Source organism: Lacticaseibacillus nasuensis JCM 17158, assembly GCF_001434705.1.
Lineage (GTDB): Bacteria > Bacillota > Bacilli > Lactobacillales > Lactobacillaceae > Lacticaseibacillus > Lacticaseibacillus nasuensis.
Genome location: NZ_AZDJ01000003.1, coordinates 77,681 through 97,129, shown reverse-complemented (window position 1 = coordinate 97,129; position 19,449 = coordinate 77,681). Strand labels below are relative to the sequence as shown.

Below are 19,449 nucleotides of genomic sequence, written 5' to 3'. Positions count from 1 at the left end.
TCAGATTTGACTATCATGACCAAATATTTCGGCTAATCTGACCAAACGAATAAATAACAGTGCTTACTTGTTTCAAACAAAAAACCGGCGCTGCTTACACCGGTTCTTACTCATCACCGTTGGACTTTCAACATTGCCAACGTGGCCCGCAACGCCTTGCCGAAGCCACCTTCCTTGTAGATCAAGACGTTAGCGCGGTACACCCGCACCGTGAACCAGGTGAACAAGCCGAGAAAGGCCACGCTCACCCCTAAGGCCAACCAGCCTTGCCAGCTCGGGGCGTACCCCATCGTCACCCGGACCGGCATCACCGATGGGCTCAAGAACGGGATGTAACTAGCCACCCGCAGAATCGGCGAATCGCCGGCTTGCGCCATTAACGCCCCGAAGTATCCAAGCATGCCCAAGATCGAAATCGGCATCACGGCTTGTTGCACCTGCTCTTGATTGGCCACCAGCGATCCGGTCAAGGCCGCCAACACGGCGTAACTTAATGTCCCGACCAGGAAGAACAAGAGAATCTGCGCGCCGTTTACCGACAGCAACGCACTGAAGTCTAACCCCGCCAACAGCTGCCGCACCATGGCTTGCCGGTGCAACAGGGGCCACGCAATGGCGCCGACGACGGCGTAGATTCCCAGCTGCGTCACCAGCAGCAACAAAATGCCGCAGAGCTTGCCGAAAAACTGGGTCGTGGCACTCACCGCCGACAGCAACATCTCCATGATGCGCGACCCTTTTTCAGTGGCAATTTCCTGGGCCAAGATGCTGCCGTATACCAGCATGAAGATCATCATCAAAATGGTGATGCCAAACGCAATGCCGCGGTTAACCGCGTCGGTGGAAGAGGCTTTAGCCACCTGCTTGCCGTCCTTGATGGCCACCGCCCGGGTGGTGAGCTTGGCGGGGCTGAGCAGTTGCTGCAGCTGAGTCGCCGACAGTTTCAACTGCCCGGCCTGGGTTTGCGTGTTCAGTTGGTTCAACGCCCCTTGAAGCGCGGCTTGGTCGATGGATTGACCCCCGACGCGCGTGACCAGCCGCGCCGTTAGCGGATTGGTGTTGGTCACGGTCAAGACGCCATCGAGTCGTTCGGCTTGCAGCGCGGACTTGGCCTTCGCCGGCGTGTAGGCGCTGGCGTGGGCGTCGCTACTTTGGTCGAGGACGCGCACCACCGCTGCCGGCGCGTTTACCACCGCCAGCTTAGCCGCCTTGGCTGAGTGATTCATCAATAAACCGACGCCTAAAATAATGGCGGCAAAAAACAGCGGCGACACCACCAGGAACAGCCAGGAGCCACTCTTGAGATTTTTCTTGTACACCTGTTTGGTGACGATCCAAAATTTATGCATGTCCTGCCTCCACTTTCAGCCGGAAAATCTCGTCGAGCGTTGGGGGTTGCTGACTGAATTCGGGAATGTAACCCTTCGCCGTCGCCGCGGCAAAAATGGCCTCTCCCGCCGCCGGGTCGCTCAGCGTCACCACCAGGCGGGCGCCATCGCGTTGGACGCTTTGCACGCCAGCAAACTCTTGCACCTGCGCCTCAGTCAGCGCGGATTCAAGAAACAACTTGGTGCGCCCGAAGCTGTGGCGAATCTCTGGCACGGTGCCGGCCAGCACCACCGCCCCGTCTTTCAACATGATCAGGTGGTCGGACAAAGCCTCGACGTTACTCATGTTGTGGCTAGAGTAGATGATCGCCGCGCCGTCATCGCGCAGGCGCTTGATGCCGGCCTCGAGGACGCTTGCGTTCACCGGGTCGAGGCCCGTGAACGGCTCGTCGAGGATGACCAGGCGCGGCTGGTGAATCAAGGCGGCAATCAGCTGCACCTTTTGTTGATTGCCCTTACTCAGGCTTTTCACCTGGTCGCTGGGCTTGCCCTTCACCTGAAACCGGTCGAGCCACTCTGGCAACGCCGCCCGGACCGCCTTGCCGCTCATGCCGCGCAGCTCCGCGAAATATTGAATCTGGTCGGCCACCCGCATCTTCGGGTACAACCCACGCTCCTCGGGCAGGTAACCCAGCTGGTTATAATCCGCCGCCGTTAACGGGTGGCCCTGCCAGCTAACGCTCCCACTATCGGGTCGCAAGAAGTTCAGAATCATGCGAAAAGTGGTGGTTTTCCCCGCGCCATTTTGGCCAATCAGCCCCATGATTTCGCCGGGCCGGACCGTGAAGCTTTCATCCGCAACGGCAGTCATGGTGCCGAAGCGTTTCGTTAAGTGCTGGACCTCTAACATGTCGCCCTCCTACCTCAATCGCCAAGTCAGGCGCATCGGCCCATACTTGACGCGGTGAACAATAATCATGCCAATCAATGTCACTACGCCGCCGGTGACGCCACCCCAAAAAGCCGCCCCTGGGCCGATGATGGCATACATCAGCCCAATCATCAGGCCGACCACCAATCCAGACAGGCAGACGTTGCCAGGCGTCAAGGTGCGCACCACCGGCCGTCCCCGCAACCGCTGATAGCGGCGCTGACTCGGCCCCACCGCCAGCAAACTCGCCAACATGATCAGCGTCAACGCCAAGCGCACCAGTACCGGTAACGCAAACCCCGGTACCTTGAACAACGACAGGTACACCAAGCCGGTAATGGCGATGTCGACGCCCGCCACCGAGTAATACACGAGGCGCGCCTCTTTGCGCATCGCGTCTTCGCGCACCAGGCTCGCGGTCACCGCCGTATCTTCGCGCACCAGCGTGTCTAACGATAAGTGATAGGCCTCTGCCAGCGTGATCAGACTGGTAATATCGGGATACGAGCGGCCCGTTTCCCAAGCCGACACCGTCTGTCGGCTCACGTGGCACTCGTCGGCAATGTCTTGCTGCGTCAATAAATTATCGCGCCGGATCTGGCGCAATCGATTGCCTAATTCCACCGTCCTCACCTCCAGGTTCACCACTAAGATACCCGAAACCGCTTCAAAAAACGAGCTATCATTTTTGACACCGCGCCAATCCGAGGATTGCCACAAAAAAAGCACGACCATTTGGCCGTGCTTGCTCATTTCCCGGGAAATTATTCGTCGTCACTATCGTCGCTTGCATCCGCCGGTGAATCGGCTTCGGCGCGCCGCAACAGTTCGTTGACCTGCGCATCAGCAGCACCATTCGGTTCAGTTGGCGTAGGCGCATCGGTTGCACCGTCGCCTGTTGGAGCTGACGGCGCTGGCGCGTCGGTGTCGTCGCCATCGTCTGGCTCTTCGGGATCGACCTTGGCCATGGACACGACCTTGGCCCCATCGTCAACGCGCATCAGCCGCACGCCAAGCGTTGCCCGCCCGGTTTGGCTGACCGTGTCGATATTGAAGCGAATCATCACCCCAGAGTCCGTCATCGCCAGAATGTCTTCGGTGCCGGCCACTGTCGTCACGCCAGCCAGCGGGCCATTCTTCTCGGTAATATTGGCAGTCTTGATCCCCTTGCCGCCGCGACCCTTGATTGGGTACTCGCTGGCCGGGGTCCGCTTGCCGTATCCCTTTTCGGAAACGACGAAGACCTCATCGGTGTCGTGCAAGATGTCGGAGCCAACCACGTAGTCGCCAGTGCGCAACCGCACACCGCGGACCCCGGTGGCAGTCCGGCCCATGACCCGCACGTCACCTTCCTTGAAGGTGACCGAGTAGCCCAGGTGCGTCCCGATGAACATCGTGTCGTTGCCGGTGGTCGGAATGACGTTATTCAGCGTATCGCCTTCCCGCATCTTCAGGGCAATTAGGCCGTTCTTGCGAATGTTCAGGAACTCGGCGACCGGCGTGCGCTTCACGACGCCGCCAGTCGTGACGAAGAACAAGAACTTGTTGTCGGCTTCGTCGGGTTTGACGTTGATGACGGTTTGCACCTTTTCGTCGCTGGCGATCCCGAGCAAGTTGATGATTGGAATTCCCTTAGCGCTGCGGCCGTATTCGGGAATCTCATATCCCTTGCTGCGATAGACCTTTCCGTTGTTGGTGAAGAATAGAAGCACATCATGCGTCGAGCTGGACACCAGGTGCTCCATGAAGTCGTCGTCGTGCACGCCCATGCCTTGAATCCCGCGGCCGCCACGATTTTGCGCCTTGAATTCCGTTTGTGGCAGGCGCTTGACGTACCCGTTATGCGTCAACGCGATGATCACGTCTTCCTCTTCGATCAGGTCCTCGTCTTCGATGTTGAGGTCTTCACCGACTAACAGTTCCGTGCGGCGCTTGTCGCCAAACTTGCGTTGAATCTCGAGCAATTCGTCGTAAATAATCTGATGAATCCGCTCTGGCCGGGCCAGGATATCCTTGAAGTCCGCAATCGAAGCCTGAACATCGGCCAACTCGTTTTCAACCTTTTCGCGTTCCAAGCCGGTCAAGCGCACCAACCGCATGTCGAGGATGGCCTGGGCCTGCTTGTCGGACAACTTGAACTTGTCCATCAAGATGACCTTGGCCTTGTCCCCGGTTTCGCTGCCGCGGATAATGCTGATGATTTCATCGATATGATCCAGCGCAATCTTCAAGCCTTCGAGAATGTGCTCGCGAGCCTGGGCCTTCTTCAGGTCGAATTGCGTCCGGCGGGTGATGACCTGCTCTTGGTGCTGCAGGTAGTACTGCAGGATTTCCTTGAGGCTCAGCGTCTTCGGGGCGCCGTCGACGATGGCCACCATGTTGAAGGAGAACCCGGTTTGCATCGGGGTCAGCTTGAACAGGTTGTTCAACACCACTGTCGCCGACATGTCGCGGCGAATATCGATGGTAATCCGCATGCCGTCACGGTCGGATTCATCGTTTAAGGCGGTGATACCATCGATTTTCTTGTCCCGCACCAGTTCCGCAATGCGCTCGACCATCTTGGCCTTGTTGACCATGTACGGAATCTCGGTGACGATGATGCGTTCCTTGCCGGACTTCTCGGTTTCAATTTCCGTCTTGGCGCGCTGAATAATCGTGCCTTGCCCGGTTTCATAGGCGCGGCGAATGCCGGATTTGCCCAGCACTAACCCGCCGGTCGGAAAATCGGGTCCGGGTAGCGCGGTCATCAGATCCGCCGTGGTGGCATCCGGATTGTCCATCAGGATGTGCAAGGCGGAGATGACCTCAGCCATGTTGTGCGGCGGAATGTTGGTGGTCATCCCCACCGCAATCCCGGTGGCGCCGTTGACCAGCAAGTTCGGGAAGCGCGCCGGCAACACGACCGGTTCTTTTTCCGTGCCATCGTAGTTGTCTTGCCAATCGATGGTGTCCTTGTTGATGTCGCGCAACATCTCCATGGTGATGCGGCTCATGCGCGCTTCGGTGTACCGCATCGCGGCGGCCCCATCACCGTCGACGGAGCCGAAGTTCCCGTGCCCGTCGACCAGCATGTAGCGGTAGGAGAAGTCCTGCGCCATGCGCACCATGCCTTCATAGATCGAGGAGTCACCATGCGGATGGTATTTCCCCATGACATCCCCGACGATCCGGGCGGACTTCTTGTAAGGTTTATCCGGGGTGACCCCCAGTTCGTTCATTCCGTAAAGGATCCGCCGCTGCACCGGCTTGAGGCCGTCGCGGACATCGGGCAAGGCCCGCGCCACGATGACACTCATCGCATAGTCCAGGAAGGAATCCTTCATCGTTTTCGCCAAATTGACGGTGGTAATGCGACTTTCTTGACGATCGTCCATAAACTCTTGTCTCTCCTCTCAACGCGCCGCGCATGAAGCGCTGACGCTGGCGCCAACCCCCATCAGCGCGAATTACGCATCCAAGTTCTCCACGTACTTCGCGTTTTCCTCGATGAATTTCCGGCGCGGTTCGACTTTATCGCCCATCAGCATTTCAAAAATGCCATCGGCGGCTTCGGCGTCTTCTGGCGATACGCGCAACAAGCGGCGTTTCTCCGGATCCATGGTAGTTTCCCACAGCTGCGACGCGTCCATTTCCCCAAGCCCCTTGTACCGTTGAATCTCCGGCTTCGGGCTCGGTTGCAAGGTGCCTAAGACCTCGGTCAGCTCTTCATCGGAATCGATATAGCGCATCATCTTGCCTTGACGCACCCGATACAGAGGCGGCTGGGCGATGTAGACAAACCCAGCGTCCAACAACGGCCGCATGTAGCGATAAATCAGGGTCAACAACAGCGTCCGAATGTGGGCGCCGTCGACATCGGCATCGGTCATAATGATGAGCTTGTGGTAGCGCGCCTTTTTGACGTCAAATTCCTCGCCAAACCCGGTGCCCATGGCCGTGAACAACGTGCGAATTTCTTCGTTGGCCAAGATGCGTTCCATGCTGGCCTTTTCGACGTTCAAAATCTTCCCACGAATCGGCAAGATTGCCTGGGTCAGTCGAGACCGGCCGGACTTGGCGGAACCGCCGGCGGAATCCCCTTCGACGATGAACAACTCGGAGATTTCCGGATCCTTGCTGGAATTATCCGCCAGCTTGCCGGGGAGATTGGAGATTTCAAGGCCAGACTTCTTGCGCGTCACTTCTCGCGCCCGCTTGGCAGCAGCCCGCGCCTTGTTGGCCAACATCGCCTTATCGACGATTTGCCGGGCCTCGGTGGGGTGCTCCATCAAGTACTTGTTCAAGTGCTCAGAGAAGGTGCGATCCGTCACCGTGCGGGCGTCGGCATTACCGAGCTTGGTCTTGGTTTGGCCTTCAAACTGCGGATCCGGGTGCTTCACGGAAACGACGGCAGTCATGCCTTCGCGCACGTCTTCACCAGACAGCGCCTCGTCGCTCTCCTTCAACGCCCCGGACTTGCGGGCGTAGTCGTTGATCACGCGGGTCAGCGCGGTCTTGAAGCCCGTTTCGTGGGTCCCGCCTTCATAGGTGTGAATGTTGTTGGCAAAAGTCATCAGCGTGGTGTTAAAGCCGTTGGTCGTATATTGCAGCGACACTTCAACCGTGATGCCCTTGGCTTGGCCCTCAACGTAAATCGGCTCCTTCAGCAGGTTTTCCTTCTTGCGGTCGAGGAACTCGACGTATTCACGAATCCCCCCCTCGTAGTGGAACACCAGCTTCTCGGCGGTATCGGCCCGCTTGTCGGTAAAGGTCAGCTTGAGCCCCTTGTTCAAAAAGGCCAGCTCGCGGATACGCTGGGTCAGGATCTTATCATCGTACACGGTGGTTTCGGTGAAGATATCCGGATCCGGCACAAAGTGAACCTTGGTGCCGTGCTCGTGTTCCGGAGCATCCCCAATCACCTTCATCGGCGTCTTCACCTTGCCCCGGGTGAAATCGATGTAGTACCGCTTGCCACCGCGGGTGACCACGGCGTCTAATTCGGTAGACAAGGCGTTGACGACCGAGGCGCCGACCCCATGCAGGCCACCGGAGACCTTGTAGCCGCCACCGCCGAACTTGCCACCGGCGTGCAGAATCGTAAAGACGGTTTCCAAGGCTGGCCGCCCGGTTTTCTTTTGGATGTCGACCGGAATCCCGCGCCCATCATCGATAACGGTAACCGAGTTGTCAGGTTCGACCGTGACGTTGATCTCGCTGGCAAACCCAGCTAACGCCTCATCAATCCCGTTGTCGATGATTTCCCACACCAGGTGGTGCAGGCCTTGGGTGCTTGTGGAGCCGATGTACATCCCCGGCCGCTTACGCACGGCCTCGAGCCCTTCGAGGACTTGAATCTGGCTGGCGTCATATTCTGCCGCCTTTTCTTCTTTGGCCTCTAAGGCTTTTTCTTGATCAGTCATGGGTGCCTCCTCATAAACACTTATTCTGCGGTCAGTGCACCGGCTTGAACCCGGAACACCGCTGGCGAGTCGATCAGCTCTTGGGCGATGCCGTCCAGGCTGGTGGTTGTCAGAAAGGTTTGAACTTTATTTTGAATCGCCTTGAGCAAATGCGTTTGCCGCGCGTCGTCGAGTTCCGACAGCACGTCATCTAGCAACAACACCGGGTATTCACCGGTTTGTGCCTTCATCAAGTCGATTTCGGCGAGCTTCACCGCCAACGCCGTGGTGCGCTGCTGGCCTTGGCTGCCGAAGTTGGCGACGTTTTTGCCATTGACCAGAAACACCACGTCGTCACGGTGCGGGCCGACCAAGGTCGTCCCTTGCTCGATTTCGCGCGCCTGGTGGCTGGCGAATAACTCGCCAAGCGCCGCATATGCGGCCTCGGTATCTCCACGGGCGGCTTCCGGGACCTGGCTTTGGTAGCTGAAGCTCAGCGCTTCGCGGTCCTTGGTGATGTCGCCGTGAATCGTCGAGGCATACGTCGCCATCTTCGCCAACAGCGCAGTGCGCGCAGTGACGATTTCGGCGCCAAACGCGGCCAGCTGGTCACTCAGCACGTCGAGAAACACGCGGTCTTTGGCCTGATGAAACTTCAACTGGCGCAAGTACGCGTTGCGCTGGCGAAGCATCGTGCGGTACTGCGTCAGGTTGTAAAGGTACTTGGCGCTCATTTGGCCAAATTCCATGTCGATGAAGCGCCGGCGATTTGCCGGGCTGCCCTTCACGATGGCGAGATCCTCTGGGGCAAATAACACGACGTTGAGCCGTCCAAGGTACTGCGACAGCTTCGGCTGCTCGAGGCGATCGACCCGCGCGCGCTTGCCTTGCGTGCTGATGATTAGCTCCAACAGGCTGTCACCGCTGGCGCGCGTGACCGTCCCGCTGATGCGGGCAAAATCGGCGCCGAACTGAATTAGCTCCCGGTCGTTATTCGTGCGATGCGACCGCGCCAAGGCGAGGACATAGATGGCCTCAAGCAGATTGGTTTTACCCTGCGCATTTTCACCAATCAGGATGTTGATGTGCGGGGAAAAATCGACAGCAACCTGCTCGTAGTTCCGATAACTGCGCAGCGCGAGGTGCGTGAGCTTCATTGGCGAGCGGCGATGGTGACGGTGGTGCCGTCAGCCAGCGTCACCGCGTCGCCTGCGCGTAATTTTTTGCCGCGCCGGGCCTCGAGTTCGCCATTCAAGGTCACCGGGTGATCAGCCAGGTACCACTTGGCCTGACCGCCGGAATCAATTGCGCCGACTTCCTTGAGTACCTGGCCCAGCGTGATGTAGTCATCGGTTAGTGTGATCGTCGCCATGGTTGCCTCTACTTTCTCGCTCAGTTGCGCAGAATCCGCGAATGTATTACCTCGTTATTATACCGGTTTTGACCAGTGAAAACAATTTAGCTTCGCATTTATGCGCGTTTTAAGCCGATTTAAGCCATAGTCGCCCCCCTGTATCGCAAACACTCAAAAACGGCGAAATCAGCTGATTTCGCCGTTTAATCTCATTGCGTCGTTTTTTTCGGTCATTTTTCCGGTTTACGGGCCACGAATGACGGTAACCTGCAATACCCCACGATAAAGGCCGGGAACCAGTCGATTATTCGGTAAAATATTCAGCTGCCACTCGCCACTGGTCGCCTGCGCCGCCGTCACCGTCTGCGTCGTGCCCATGGGAATGATCAAGGCGCCACTGACCAGCTGGACGACCATCACAGCCGGACCGCTCACCACGCCCACGGTGATGACCAGCTGCTCACCTGGGGCCACCACGGGTAGCCAGCCCGGCGGCAACTGGAGCTTCGCACCCGTGGTCGCCAAGGTCGATAACGGGAGTGTTGACCAGGAAAGTAGCGGCGCGGTTAGCGGCGCAAGCGCGTTAACCGTAAGGATGCCTTTACCACTAACAAACGTTGCCGAGTTCTTCGTCGATGCGTTTTCATATTCCAGCTTCAGTGTATAGTCATAAACACCCGGAACAGATGGCGCTGTAATCGTCACCTCTGGCTGGTTCACCTCACCGATAACGTCTTTCCCGGCGATTGAGGCCAGAGTCCTCACCGTTACCCCCGGGGCAGCTGGCCGGTGCCGGTAAGGGGCAAGTGTCACAGATTGGCCTGGCGTGGCGGTAACGGGAGGTAATTGGTTGACGTTAATGTGTTGGTCTGGATGTAATAAATCAAGAGGGTCTTTCGGGTCGGAGTCACCCGAATTAAAAAAATCGACGACTGTCCTTAAAGTCCGGCCCAAGCTCCCATTGACCAACTCCACGCCAGGGACTTCGGGAGAGGTGTTCGTTAAGGTAAATCCTTCAGGTGCCGACAAGTCGACTTGCGCCGGATTCAGTTCAATCGATTGTAGATTAGTGGGATACGCGACAATCTTAGTGGTCACACTGTATTGCACGGTCTCAGAGAAAAGAAAGGTTGTCTTCACCACCAGGGGCAACTCGCTCACGTTCAAGTCTACCCCCGCATTACCCCAAACCGTTCTAGGAATAAACAGCTCTGTGCCATTCTCCCGTTGAATCGTTCCGGTCACACGAGGTTGTTTGGATGGTAACTCCGAAAGTAGAACCGGTCTAGATCTGTCCCACTGCTCGACCAGAAACGGCAACTGAATCCTGTCACCGATCTTGGCTCCAACCACCGGCGGCGGGACCGCCACCACCACCGGGCTATCTTTCGTCGGGTCCAGTCCCAATTCAATCTCGGCCTGCACGACCTGCCCCGGCCACCACCAAACCACCAAAATCAGCCACCAATACCAGCGCATGGCACTTCCTCCTTTTTCAGGAGATTTCGCCTTGAAGCATAAAAAAACCGCCACGGCATCGTGACGGTTGCGCAATTGTTCCTAGAACGTTCTCACTGGGGTGATCAGCTGGATGAAATGCGCTTGATCTGCTGATGGGACCAGAGTAAACGGTCGAAGCGGGGCGGTGAAGGCAACCTCAACTTCGGTTTGGCCAAGGCTTTGCAAGGCATCCTTCATGTAGTCTGGATTGAACGAAATGTCCAAGTTATCGCCGGTGAGGTCGTTAAACTGCAGCGCTTCTTCAACGTTCCCAACGTCTGGAGAGTTCCCGAAAATCGTTGCGGTTTGGGCGGCGGTGTCCAAGCTCAGGCGCACGACGTTGTTGGTGCTTTGGTGACTCATCAAGCTCGCGCGCTGAATCGCTGCGAGTAACGCCGGGGCATCGAAGCGAATCGTCGTCGTGCTGCTCGTTGGAATCAAGCGCGTCGTATCAGGATAGTTGCCTTCCAACAGCCGAGAATAAAATGACAAGTCGCCCGCGATGAATAACACCTGATTGTCGGTGAAGCGAATCTCAACGTTGTCGACGTCGGGCGAGAGCGTGTGGCTCAACTCGGCCAAGCTCTTGCCGGGAATGATGACGTCGTAGTCGGCATCTGCCGCTGCGGCCAGCTCCAAGGTGCGCTGGGCCAAGCGGTGCGAATCGGTGGCGACTGCGACGAGTTGGCCATTACCAATCGTCAGGTGCACCCCGGTCAGAATCGGCCGGGACTCTTGGTTGGATACCGCGATGACGGTTTGGTTGATAAGCTGTTGCAACACATCAGCCGGCACGGTCATGGCCTGATCGGCCCCGATTTCCGGTAGACGCGGATAGTTGTTGGCGTCGAGGCCATTAATCGTGAATTCAGCCGAACCTGAGGTCAACACGGTTTGGAAGTTCTCCTGAACGTCCAGCGTCATCCGCGCATCAGGCAACCGCTTGACGACTTCGGTAAAGATTCGCGCAGGCAACACGATGCTCCCCGTCGATTCGATTTGCAGATCGTTGGTTTCACTATTGGCATCGATCCGGACTTCGATGGAGATATCCGCATCGCTGCCAGTCAGCACCAGTGCCGATTCGGTCAGCACCAGCCGTAATCCGGTGAGAATTGGAATGGTGGTTTTCGTTGAAATGGCGCGAGAAACGTCATTTAGGGCCTTGATGAATGTATTGCGAGTAATCGTGAATTTCATGCTGCACCTCCAGTGAACGCACACGTGATTGATAGTCGGTCGCTTTGCGCCGCTATTATATATTTTAAGCTTTTAAGAGTCGTAGTAGTAGGGCCTGGGAATTCTGTGGAAAACCAGTGAAACAGCGGCAAGTTAAGTTATCCACCTGTGGATAAGCAGTGGGATAACTGCCGCCGGATTTTGCGAGTTATTCACAACGCGTTAGCCGCGATTTTGCAGCCGGTTTTTCAACTCGACGACAGCGGCCTTGAGCGCATCATCGTGATCCAAGTCGCTGGCGATTTTTTCGTGCGCGTGAATGACGGTCGTGTGATCCTTGCCGCCAAACGCCTGCCCAATCTTCGGCAACGAGCTGTCGGTCATTTCCCGGGCCAGGTACATGGCAATCTGCCGGGGCACAACGATTTGCTTCACGCGCTTTTTCCCTTTCAAATCGCTGACGCTGATTTGGTAATACTTCGCGACGACGGCTTGAATCTCGCCGATTGACAAGGTGGCGTCGTGGCTGTCGAGCTTCAGGCCCTTCAGCGCATCGGCGGCCAGGCTAGTGGTGATGTCGGTGCGCTTGGTGGTGGAGAAAGCCTGCACGCGCACAAGCGCGCCTTCCAGTTCGCGGACGTTACTATCGATTTGGCCCGCGATGTAAGACAAAGTGTCGTCTGGAATCGAGAGTTGTTCGGCGTCGGCCTTGTTGCGCAAAATCGCAATGCGCGTTTCGAGATCCGGCGGGGTGATGTCGACGGACAGGCCCCATTTAAAGCGTGACACCAAGCGCTCTTGTAGCTTGGGAATCTCGTTGGGGAGGCGATCGGAAGTGAGCACAATTTGTTTCTTCTCTTCATATAAGGCGTTGAAGGTATGGAAGAACTCTTCTTGCGTGCTTTCCTTGTCGGCGAGGAACTGGATGTCGTCGACAAGCAGTAAGTCCACGTTGCGGTACTCTTGCCGAAATTGCTCCGCCGTTTTGGTTTGAATCGAGTTGATGAAATCATTGGTGAAGGCTTCGCTGGTGACGTACTTGACGTTGGCACTCGGGTTGTAGGCCAGCAACTGGTGGCCGATGGCTTGCATCAGGTGGGTTTTGCCGAGACCCACGCCGCCATAAAGAAATAGCGGATTGTACAGCACGCCGGGCTCTTCGGAGACGACTAACGCCGCCGCATGGGCCATTTGATTGCCTTTCCCAGTGACGAAGGTGTCAAAGGTGTAGCGACTGTTGAGGTGGGTTTTCTCTTTAAAGGTGGGTACCGGCGCAGTAGGGCGGGGGCCCGCTTCAGCGTCAGGGGCCGGATCGGCCGCACCGATTTGTTGGACCTTCGGCGTAATCTCGAGGTTGGCGAATTCGTAGGACCAGGCCACCACCTTGGTTACCAGTTTAGAATTCCAGTATTCGAGGTGCAGCGGACTGGGCACGCCGATGGTTAATGTCGTGGCGGTCAGGCTAATGGGTTTGGCCGCCGCAATCCAGGTGTTATAGCTGACATCCGTCAGGGTTTCGTGGAACTTGTCCTGGATAAAAGCCCACAAATCGTCGATGTTCGTCACGTTAACTCCTCCGCTTCCCAGAAAAAAACTGTCACGCCATGCAGGCGAGAACGAAGTTAAGTTTAGCATTTTGACCAAGAGTTTTCCACAGCTTCAGCAGTTTTCCACACCTTGGGGACCAAAAAAAGCGGCTGTCCACGACCCGGGGGAAAACTTGTTCACATGGCCGGGGAGAAAACCGCGGGCTAGCGGGTTTTCCACCAGTTATCCACACGCGGGTGTGAAACGGGAAGCCTATTACTATGCATGTTTCACGAGTTAGCCACAAGCGATTCACGGACTGTGGATAAGTTATTCCGGCCTTGGGGATTTCCGGATAACTTGAGGATAGCGCGGAAAAACCCCTGGATTCAAAGGGGTACTGTGCACAGGTTATCCACAGCTCATCCCCAATGACGCACAGCTATCGGCCTCGGCTGCCGGGAGAAATTATGAAAACCGCTTGACGCTAGCCCGGGTCGTCCGTATAATGGGAAGATGTTTGATAAGTGAAAGCAGCGATTCATAAATAGACTAAGTCATAGGAGGTGTCGTTATGACTACCAAGCGTACTTTCCAACCAAAGAAGCGCCATCGCGAACGCGTACACGGCTTCATGAAGCGCATGAGCACTAAGAACGGCCGTAAAGTTTTAGCACGTCGCCGTGCTAAGGGCCGCAAAGTCTTATCCGCCTAATTACCCACTGACCGCGTCAGTGGTTTTTTTTTGCAAATCAAGACCACGCGTCGTTTCTACCTATAAAGTGGTGTCGCCCCCTCGCGTCTGGCCGGTGTTTCTTGTATACTAAAACTCAGATTGTGAGGGAGTTTGCGTGCGAAAATCTTACCGAATCAAAAAAGAAGCCGAGTTCCAAGCAGTTTTTGATCACGGCCAGTCCGTGGCGAACCGGAACTTCGTGATTTATTACCTGCAGCGAGAGCAGCCGCATTTTCGCGTCGGCATTTCGGTCGGCAAGAAAATCGGCCACACCGCGGTGATGCGTAACCAGATCAAGCGCTACATTCGCCAAACGTTGCTCGAGGCTAAGCCAGAATTGAATCCGCACGCCGATTTTCTCGTGATTGCGCGCAAGGGGGCCAGTCGGTTAGATATGGCCGGCACCCGCCGCAACTTGCGCCACGCCTTGCACCTGGCGGGGTTATTGCAAGATCACATCGAAGAAGTCTGATAAGGGGAATGATTTTGAGTAAACGAACGAAACGTATCTTGCTCGGCGGTGGCCTCATCACCATGATGTTGTTGTTGGCCGCCTGTGGGACCAGTACCGTGACGCAAAGTAGCACGAACTGGTGGGACCGCTACGTCATTTATAACGCCGCGCTGTTCATCTTGTGGCTTGCCAAGTTGTTCGGGGGCAACCCCGGCGTCGGCATCATCGTCTTCACGCTGCTGATCCGAGTCGTCATCTTCCCGCTAAGCTACATGCAGATCAAGAGCATGGGCAAGCAGCAGGAACTAGCCCCACAGCTCAAGGAGCTGCAAAAGCAATACAGCAGCAAGGACACGGAGACGCAACGGAAGCTGCAAGAGGCAACGCAGAAGCTGTACGCCGATAACGGCATCAACCCATTGATGGGGTGCCTGCCGCTGTTGGTCCAGATGCCGTTCCTGTTCGCCTTGTACCAGGCGATTGCCCGCACGGACGCGTTGAAGCAAGGGACGTTTTTATGGATGAACCTGGCCAAGCCTGACCCGCTGTTCATCCTGCCGATTCTCGCGGCGATTTTCACCGCGTTGACGACCTTGACCTCGACGTTGGCGCAGCCGCAACGCACGGCGACGAGTTGGATCATGGTGGCGGTATCGCCAATCATGATTTTAGCCATCGCCTTCACGATGCCCAGCGCGATTTCGATTTACTGGGTGGTCACCAACGCCTTTTCCCTGGCCCAGACCTTCTTGATCCAGAACCCATTCAAGCTCAAGCGGGAGCGCGACGCCAAGGCCGCGGCCGAAAAAGCGCGGCAAAAAGCTTTACGCAAGGCCTATAAGCGGGCGTTGAAGAAGTAGGAGGAGCCGAGTATGCCAACCTTTCAAGGGGCCACGATTCAAAAAGCCATCGATGCCGGGTTAGCCTCGCTCGGTGTCGCCCGGTCGGCCGTGACGGTCGACGTGATTCAAGAAGGCAAAAAAGGCCTGCTGGGCATTGGGCGCAAGGCGGCCATTGTCAACCTGCAAGTCGTCGAACCCGACCCCACGCCGGCTCCACCGGCCAAGGAAAGTCGGGTGCACCTGCCGCATCCACACCTGCCGGCTCGCGAAGACGGGCCAAAGCGGGATGACAAAACCGGCATCGCGATGGTGCAAAGTTATTTAGAAGACATCACCGCCGCGCTGGGGGTGCCAACCGTAATCACCAACGAGAAGCGGCGCGATCAGGTCTGGTTCCAGCTTGCTACCGAGAACGAAGCGTTTCTCATCGGCAAGCACGGCAAGATCATCAACGCGATTCAATTTCTGGCGCAAACCGAGTTCAATCATTATGGTCGCAGCAAGTGGACGATCATGCTCAACGTTGGGGACTATCGTGAACGCCGAGAAGCTGCCGTGACGCGGCTGGCCGAGCGCTCCGCCCGCGAAGTGTTGGCCTCAGGACGCAGCGTATACCTCGACCCGATGCCATCGTTTGAGCGCAAGGCGATTCATGCCGCGCTGGCAGACAGCGCCTATGTGCAGACGCACTCCGAAGGCACCGATCCCCGCCGGTACGTCGTGGTGACGCCGCGACCACACCACAACTTTTGACATGGCCAGCTACTTTTAGTAAGATGGCCTCAGTTAAATCCCGATGAAGTAGTCAAAGTGCTTTGTCCATTTCAGCCCATACAGGGGCGAAGTGGATGGTGCGCTTTTTTTGTTGATTAGGCCGCGGCTCTCGCCGCCCCAAGGAGGAACTCATGCCTGAAACCGTTACTGCAGCTGAAACCATCGCCGCGATTTCCACCCCACCTGGCGAAGGGGCCATCGCCATTGTGCGCCTGTCTGGGGCGACGGCTGTGGCCACCGCTAACGCTGTGTTTCGCGGTGCCGACTTAACGCAAGTCGCCAGCCACACGATTCATTACGGGCACATCATTGACCCGGCCAATCGGCAAGTCGTCGACGAGGTGATGGTCAGCGTGATGCGGGCGCCGAAGACCTTTACCCGCGAAGACGTCATCGAGATCAATTGTCACGGCGGCATCGTCGCCACCAACCGAATTTTGCAAATCGTTTTGCAGGCCGGGGCGCGACTGGCCGAGCCCGGAGAATTCACCAAGCGCGCGTTTTTGAACGGGCGTATCGACTTGACCCAGGCCGAATCCGTGATGGACATCATCCGCGCCAAAACCGACCGGGCGATGCAGGTGGCCGAAAACACGCTGGATGGCGACTTGCGCAAGCTGATTACCACCTTGCGCCAAGACATCCTGGAGGTGTTGGCGCAAGTCGAGGTGAACATCGACTACCCGGAGTACGATACCGACGAGCTCACTACCAAGCTGATGTTGGCCAAAGCGCAGGCGGTGTTGACCCGAGTGGACGCCTTGCTGGCGACGGCAACGACCGGCAAGGTGCTTCGGGAAGGCCTCGCCACGGCCATCATCGGCCGGCCGAATGTCGGCAAGTCGTCGATTCTCAATCGCCTGTTACATGAGGACAAGGCCATCGTCACCGATGTTGCCGGGACCACGCGCGACGTGCTCGAGGAATACGTGAATGTCCAAGGGGTGCCGCTAAAGCTGGTCGACACCGCCGGCATTCGAGACACCGCCGACAAGGTGGAAAAAATTGGCGTGGCTCGGTCCAAACAGGCGCTAACCGCCGCCGACTTGGTGCTACTGGTGCTCGACGCCAGCCAACCGCTGACGGCAGACGACCGCGAATTGATTGCGTTGACGCAAACGAAGCGGCGGATCGTCGTGTTGAATAAGCAAGATCTGCCGGCTCAACTCGACCGCACCGAGCTGGCCCAGTTGGTGCCACAGGCGGAGTGGCTAGAAACCACCGCCACGAGCAGCGTCGGCTTAGCGCCGTTAGCTTCACGAATTGCGCAACTATTCAACACCGGTGTCACCAACAGTCAAACCCAGGTGATGGTGGCCAACGCCCGCCAAGCCGATTTGCTGCGGCAAGCGCAAACCAGTTTGCACAGCGTCATCGACGGTATCCACGCGGGGATGCCCATCGACCTCGTGCAGATCGATATGACCGCCGCTTGGGACCAGCTCGGTGAAATCACCGGCGACGCCGCCCCGGACGAGTTAATTACCCAGTTATTCAGTCAGTTTTGCCTCGGCAAGTAAGGAGTGCTCATGCCAACAGTTCAGGAATACCCTGCAAAAACCTATGATGTCATCGTCGTCGGCGCCGGCCACGCCGGTTGCGAGGCGGCGCTAGCCGCCGCCCGCATGGGGCAAGAGACCTTGCTCATCACCATTAGCCTCGAGATGCTGGCGTTTATGCCCTGCAACCCGAGTGTGGGCGGGCCGGCCAAGGGCACCGTTGTGCGAGAAATCGACGCGCTTGGTGGCGAAATGGGGAAGAACATCGACCGCACCTACATTCAAATGCGGATGTTGAACACCGGCAAGGGCCCGGCGGTGCGCGCCTTGCGCGCCCAGGCCGACAAGGCGGCCTACCACCGCAGCATGAAGCAGGTCATCGAGGCGCAACCGCACCTGGATCTGCGCCAAGGGCTGGTGGAGCGCCTGTTGGTTGAAGACGGCGTGTGTGTTGGTGTGGTGGCGGCCACCGGGGCGCAGTATCACGCCAAAAGCGTGGTGCTCACTGCCGGCACCAGCAGTCGCGGGAAGATCATCATCGGCGAGCTGATGTATAGCTCCGGCCCGAACAACTCGCTGCCTAGCATCCACTTGTCCGAAGACCTTGAGCAGTTGGGCTTCAAGCTACGCCGTTTCAAAACCGGGACGCCACCGCGGGTCGAAGGCAGCACCATCGATTTTGCCAAAACCGAGAAGCAACCTGGGGATAAAACGCCGAATCATTTTTCCTTCACCACGCCAGACAGTCGCTACCGCTTGGATCAGCTGTCTTGCTGGATGACCTACACCAACGCCACCACCCACCAGATTATCCGGGACAATCTCGACCGGGCGCCGATGTTCTCTGGCGTCATCAAGGGCATCGGGCCGCGTTACTGCCCGTCGATTGAAGATAAGGTCGTCCGCTTTGCCGATAAGCCGCGCCACCAGCTGTTCCTCGAGCCGGAAGGAGAGGACACCAGCGAGTACTATGTTGGCGATTTCTCCACGTCGATGCCCGAAGAGGTGCAGCTCAAGATGTTGCATAGCGTTGCCGGGCTGGAACACGCAGAGCTGATGCGGCCGGGGTATGCCATCGAATATGATGTCATCGAACCCTGGCAGTTGCGCCACACGCTGGAAACGAAGGTCGTTGCCAACCTGTTTACCGCTGGGCAAATGAACGGTACCAGCGGCTATGAAGAAGCCGCTGGCCAAGGGCTGATTGCCGGCATCAACGCGGCGTTGCGTGCCGCGGGCAAGCCAGGTTTCACGCTGAAGCGGTCGGACGCCTACATCGGTGTCCTCATCGATGATTTGGTCACCAAGGGCACCAACGAACCTTATCGTTTGTTGACCAGCCGCGCCGAGTACCGGTTGTTGTTGCGCCACGACAACGCCGATTTGCGCCTGACCCCCTATGGTCATGAGTTGGGGCTGATCGATGACGCTCGGTATGCCGCCTTTGAAGCCAAGCGAGCTGCCATCGAGGCCGAACTCGCGCGGCTCAACCAAGTGCGCCTGACGCCACGTCAGGTCAATGAGTGGCTCGAGGCGCAAGGCGCTGCGCCATTAAAGGACGGGGTGCTGGCCGCCGATTTTCTGCGCCGGCCCGAGGTGAGCTATGCGGACTTGATGCAATTCATTCCTACCCCACAGCCGTTGGATCATCGCGTAACCGAGCAGGTCACGATTCAAATCAAGTATGCTGGCTACATCGCCAAAGAAGAAGCCAGCATCGCCAAGCTGCGCCGGCTCGAGGCTAAGCGCATTCCGGCCAATATCGACTACAATGCCATCACGGGGTTGGCCACCGAGGCGCGGCAGAAGCTGACCAAGATTCAGCCAGAAACCATCGCCCAGGCTGGGCGCATCAGTGGCGTGAACCCAGCTGATGTGGCGATTTTATCCGTGTATATCGAACAAGGCCGCATCGCCAAGGTGCAGGCCGGGTAAATCTAA

16 protein-coding genes are annotated in these 19,449 nt (G+C 57.3%); 6 read left to right on the top strand and 10 right to left on the bottom strand.

The window, feature by feature from the left end:
• Window positions 1-113: 113 nt before the first annotated feature.
• The 10 genes from FD02_RS02200 to dnaA all read right to left on the bottom strand — a co-directional run bounded on the left by FD02_RS02200 (window position 114) and on the right by dnaA (window position 13,242).
• Window positions 114-1,349 carry an ABC transporter permease gene (locus FD02_RS02200; RefSeq protein ID WP_054721306.1) on the bottom strand — a complete coding sequence of 412 codons (1,236 nt, stop codon included), beginning with the start codon at window positions 1,347-1,349 and terminating at the stop codon, window positions 114-116.
• Window positions 1,342-2,238, bottom strand: a complete 897-nt coding sequence (locus FD02_RS02195; RefSeq protein ID WP_056950077.1) for an ABC transporter ATP-binding protein — start codon at window positions 2,236-2,238, stop codon at window positions 1,342-1,344. Before FD02_RS02195 ends, FD02_RS02200 begins: the two co-directional genes overlap by 8 nt.
• Before the next feature lie 9 nt (window positions 2,239-2,247).
• Window positions 2,248-2,883: a helix-turn-helix domain-containing protein gene (locus FD02_RS02190; protein ID WP_054721308.1), complete on the bottom strand. Its 636-nt coding sequence runs from the start codon at window positions 2,881-2,883 to the stop codon at window positions 2,248-2,250.
• 140 nt (window positions 2,884-3,023) lie between these two features.
• Entirely contained in the window at window positions 3,024-5,636 is a 2,613-nt protein-coding gene (gene gyrA / locus FD02_RS02185) for a DNA gyrase subunit A (protein ID WP_056950073.1), read from the bottom strand.
• A 72-nt stretch (window positions 5,637-5,708) separates the two neighbouring features.
• Window positions 5,709-7,664 carry a DNA topoisomerase (ATP-hydrolyzing) subunit B gene (gene gyrB, locus FD02_RS02180; protein ID WP_054721310.1) on the bottom strand — a complete coding sequence of 652 codons (1,956 nt, stop codon included), beginning with the start codon at window positions 7,662-7,664 and terminating at the stop codon, window positions 5,709-5,711.
• Window positions 7,665-7,684: 20 nt separating this feature from the next.
• Window positions 7,685-8,800 (bottom strand): DNA replication/repair protein RecF, encoded by a 1,116-nt coding sequence (gene recF, locus FD02_RS02175; RefSeq protein WP_054721312.1) that lies wholly within the window; start codon window positions 8,798-8,800, stop codon window positions 7,685-7,687.
• Entirely contained in the window at window positions 8,797-9,015 is a 219-nt protein-coding gene (gene yaaA / locus FD02_RS02170; RefSeq protein WP_056950071.1) for a S4 domain-containing protein YaaA, read from the bottom strand. Before yaaA ends, recF begins: the two co-directional genes overlap by 4 nt.
• Before the next feature lie 225 nt (window positions 9,016-9,240).
• Window positions 9,241-10,476, bottom strand: coding sequence for a hypothetical protein (locus FD02_RS02165; protein ID WP_056950070.1), 1,236 nt, complete (start codon window positions 10,474-10,476; stop codon window positions 9,241-9,243).
• Window positions 10,477-10,557: 81 nt separating this feature from the next.
• Complete coding sequence (gene dnaN, locus FD02_RS02160) at window positions 10,558-11,697, bottom strand: DNA polymerase III subunit beta (protein WP_054721317.1); 1,140 nt, start codon at window positions 11,695-11,697, stop codon at window positions 10,558-10,560.
• Between the two features lie 201 nt (window positions 11,698-11,898).
• Window positions 11,899-13,242, bottom strand: coding sequence for a chromosomal replication initiator protein DnaA (gene dnaA, locus FD02_RS02155; RefSeq protein WP_056950067.1), 1,344 nt, complete (start codon window positions 13,240-13,242; stop codon window positions 11,899-11,901).
• Window positions 13,243-13,777: 535 nt separating this feature from the next.
• Between dnaA and rpmH the strand changes: the two genes are divergently transcribed.
• The 6 genes from rpmH (at window position 13,778) to mnmG (ending at window position 19,443) form a co-directional block, all read left to right on the top strand.
• A complete protein-coding gene (rpmH, locus tag FD02_RS02150) occupies window positions 13,778-13,918 on the top strand; it encodes a 50S ribosomal protein L34 (protein ID WP_003568442.1) in 141 nt (46 codons plus the stop codon).
• Between the two features lie 136 nt (window positions 13,919-14,054).
• Complete coding sequence (gene rnpA, locus FD02_RS02145; RefSeq protein ID WP_056950065.1) at window positions 14,055-14,411, top strand: ribonuclease P protein component; 357 nt, start codon at window positions 14,055-14,057, stop codon at window positions 14,409-14,411.
• Window positions 14,412-14,422: 11 nt separating this feature from the next.
• Window positions 14,423-15,253: a membrane protein insertase YidC gene (gene yidC, locus FD02_RS02140; RefSeq protein WP_056950325.1), complete on the top strand. Its 831-nt coding sequence runs from the start codon at window positions 14,423-14,425 to the stop codon at window positions 15,251-15,253.
• 12 nt (window positions 15,254-15,265) lie between these two features.
• On the top strand, window positions 15,266-15,988 hold the full coding sequence (jag, locus tag FD02_RS02135; protein WP_056950063.1) for an RNA-binding cell elongation regulator Jag/EloR: 723 nt from the start codon (window positions 15,266-15,268) through the stop codon (window positions 15,986-15,988).
• Window positions 15,989-16,140: 152 nt separating this feature from the next.
• Entirely contained in the window at window positions 16,141-17,529 is a 1,389-nt protein-coding gene (mnmE, locus tag FD02_RS02130) for a tRNA uridine-5-carboxymethylaminomethyl(34) synthesis GTPase MnmE (protein WP_056950061.1), read from the top strand.
• Window positions 17,530-17,538: 9 nt separating this feature from the next.
• Window positions 17,539-19,443, top strand: a complete 1,905-nt coding sequence (gene mnmG / locus FD02_RS02125) for a tRNA uridine-5-carboxymethylaminomethyl(34) synthesis enzyme MnmG (protein WP_056950059.1) — start codon at window positions 17,539-17,541, stop codon at window positions 19,441-19,443.
• The last annotated feature ends 6 nt before the right edge of the window (window positions 19,444-19,449 follow it).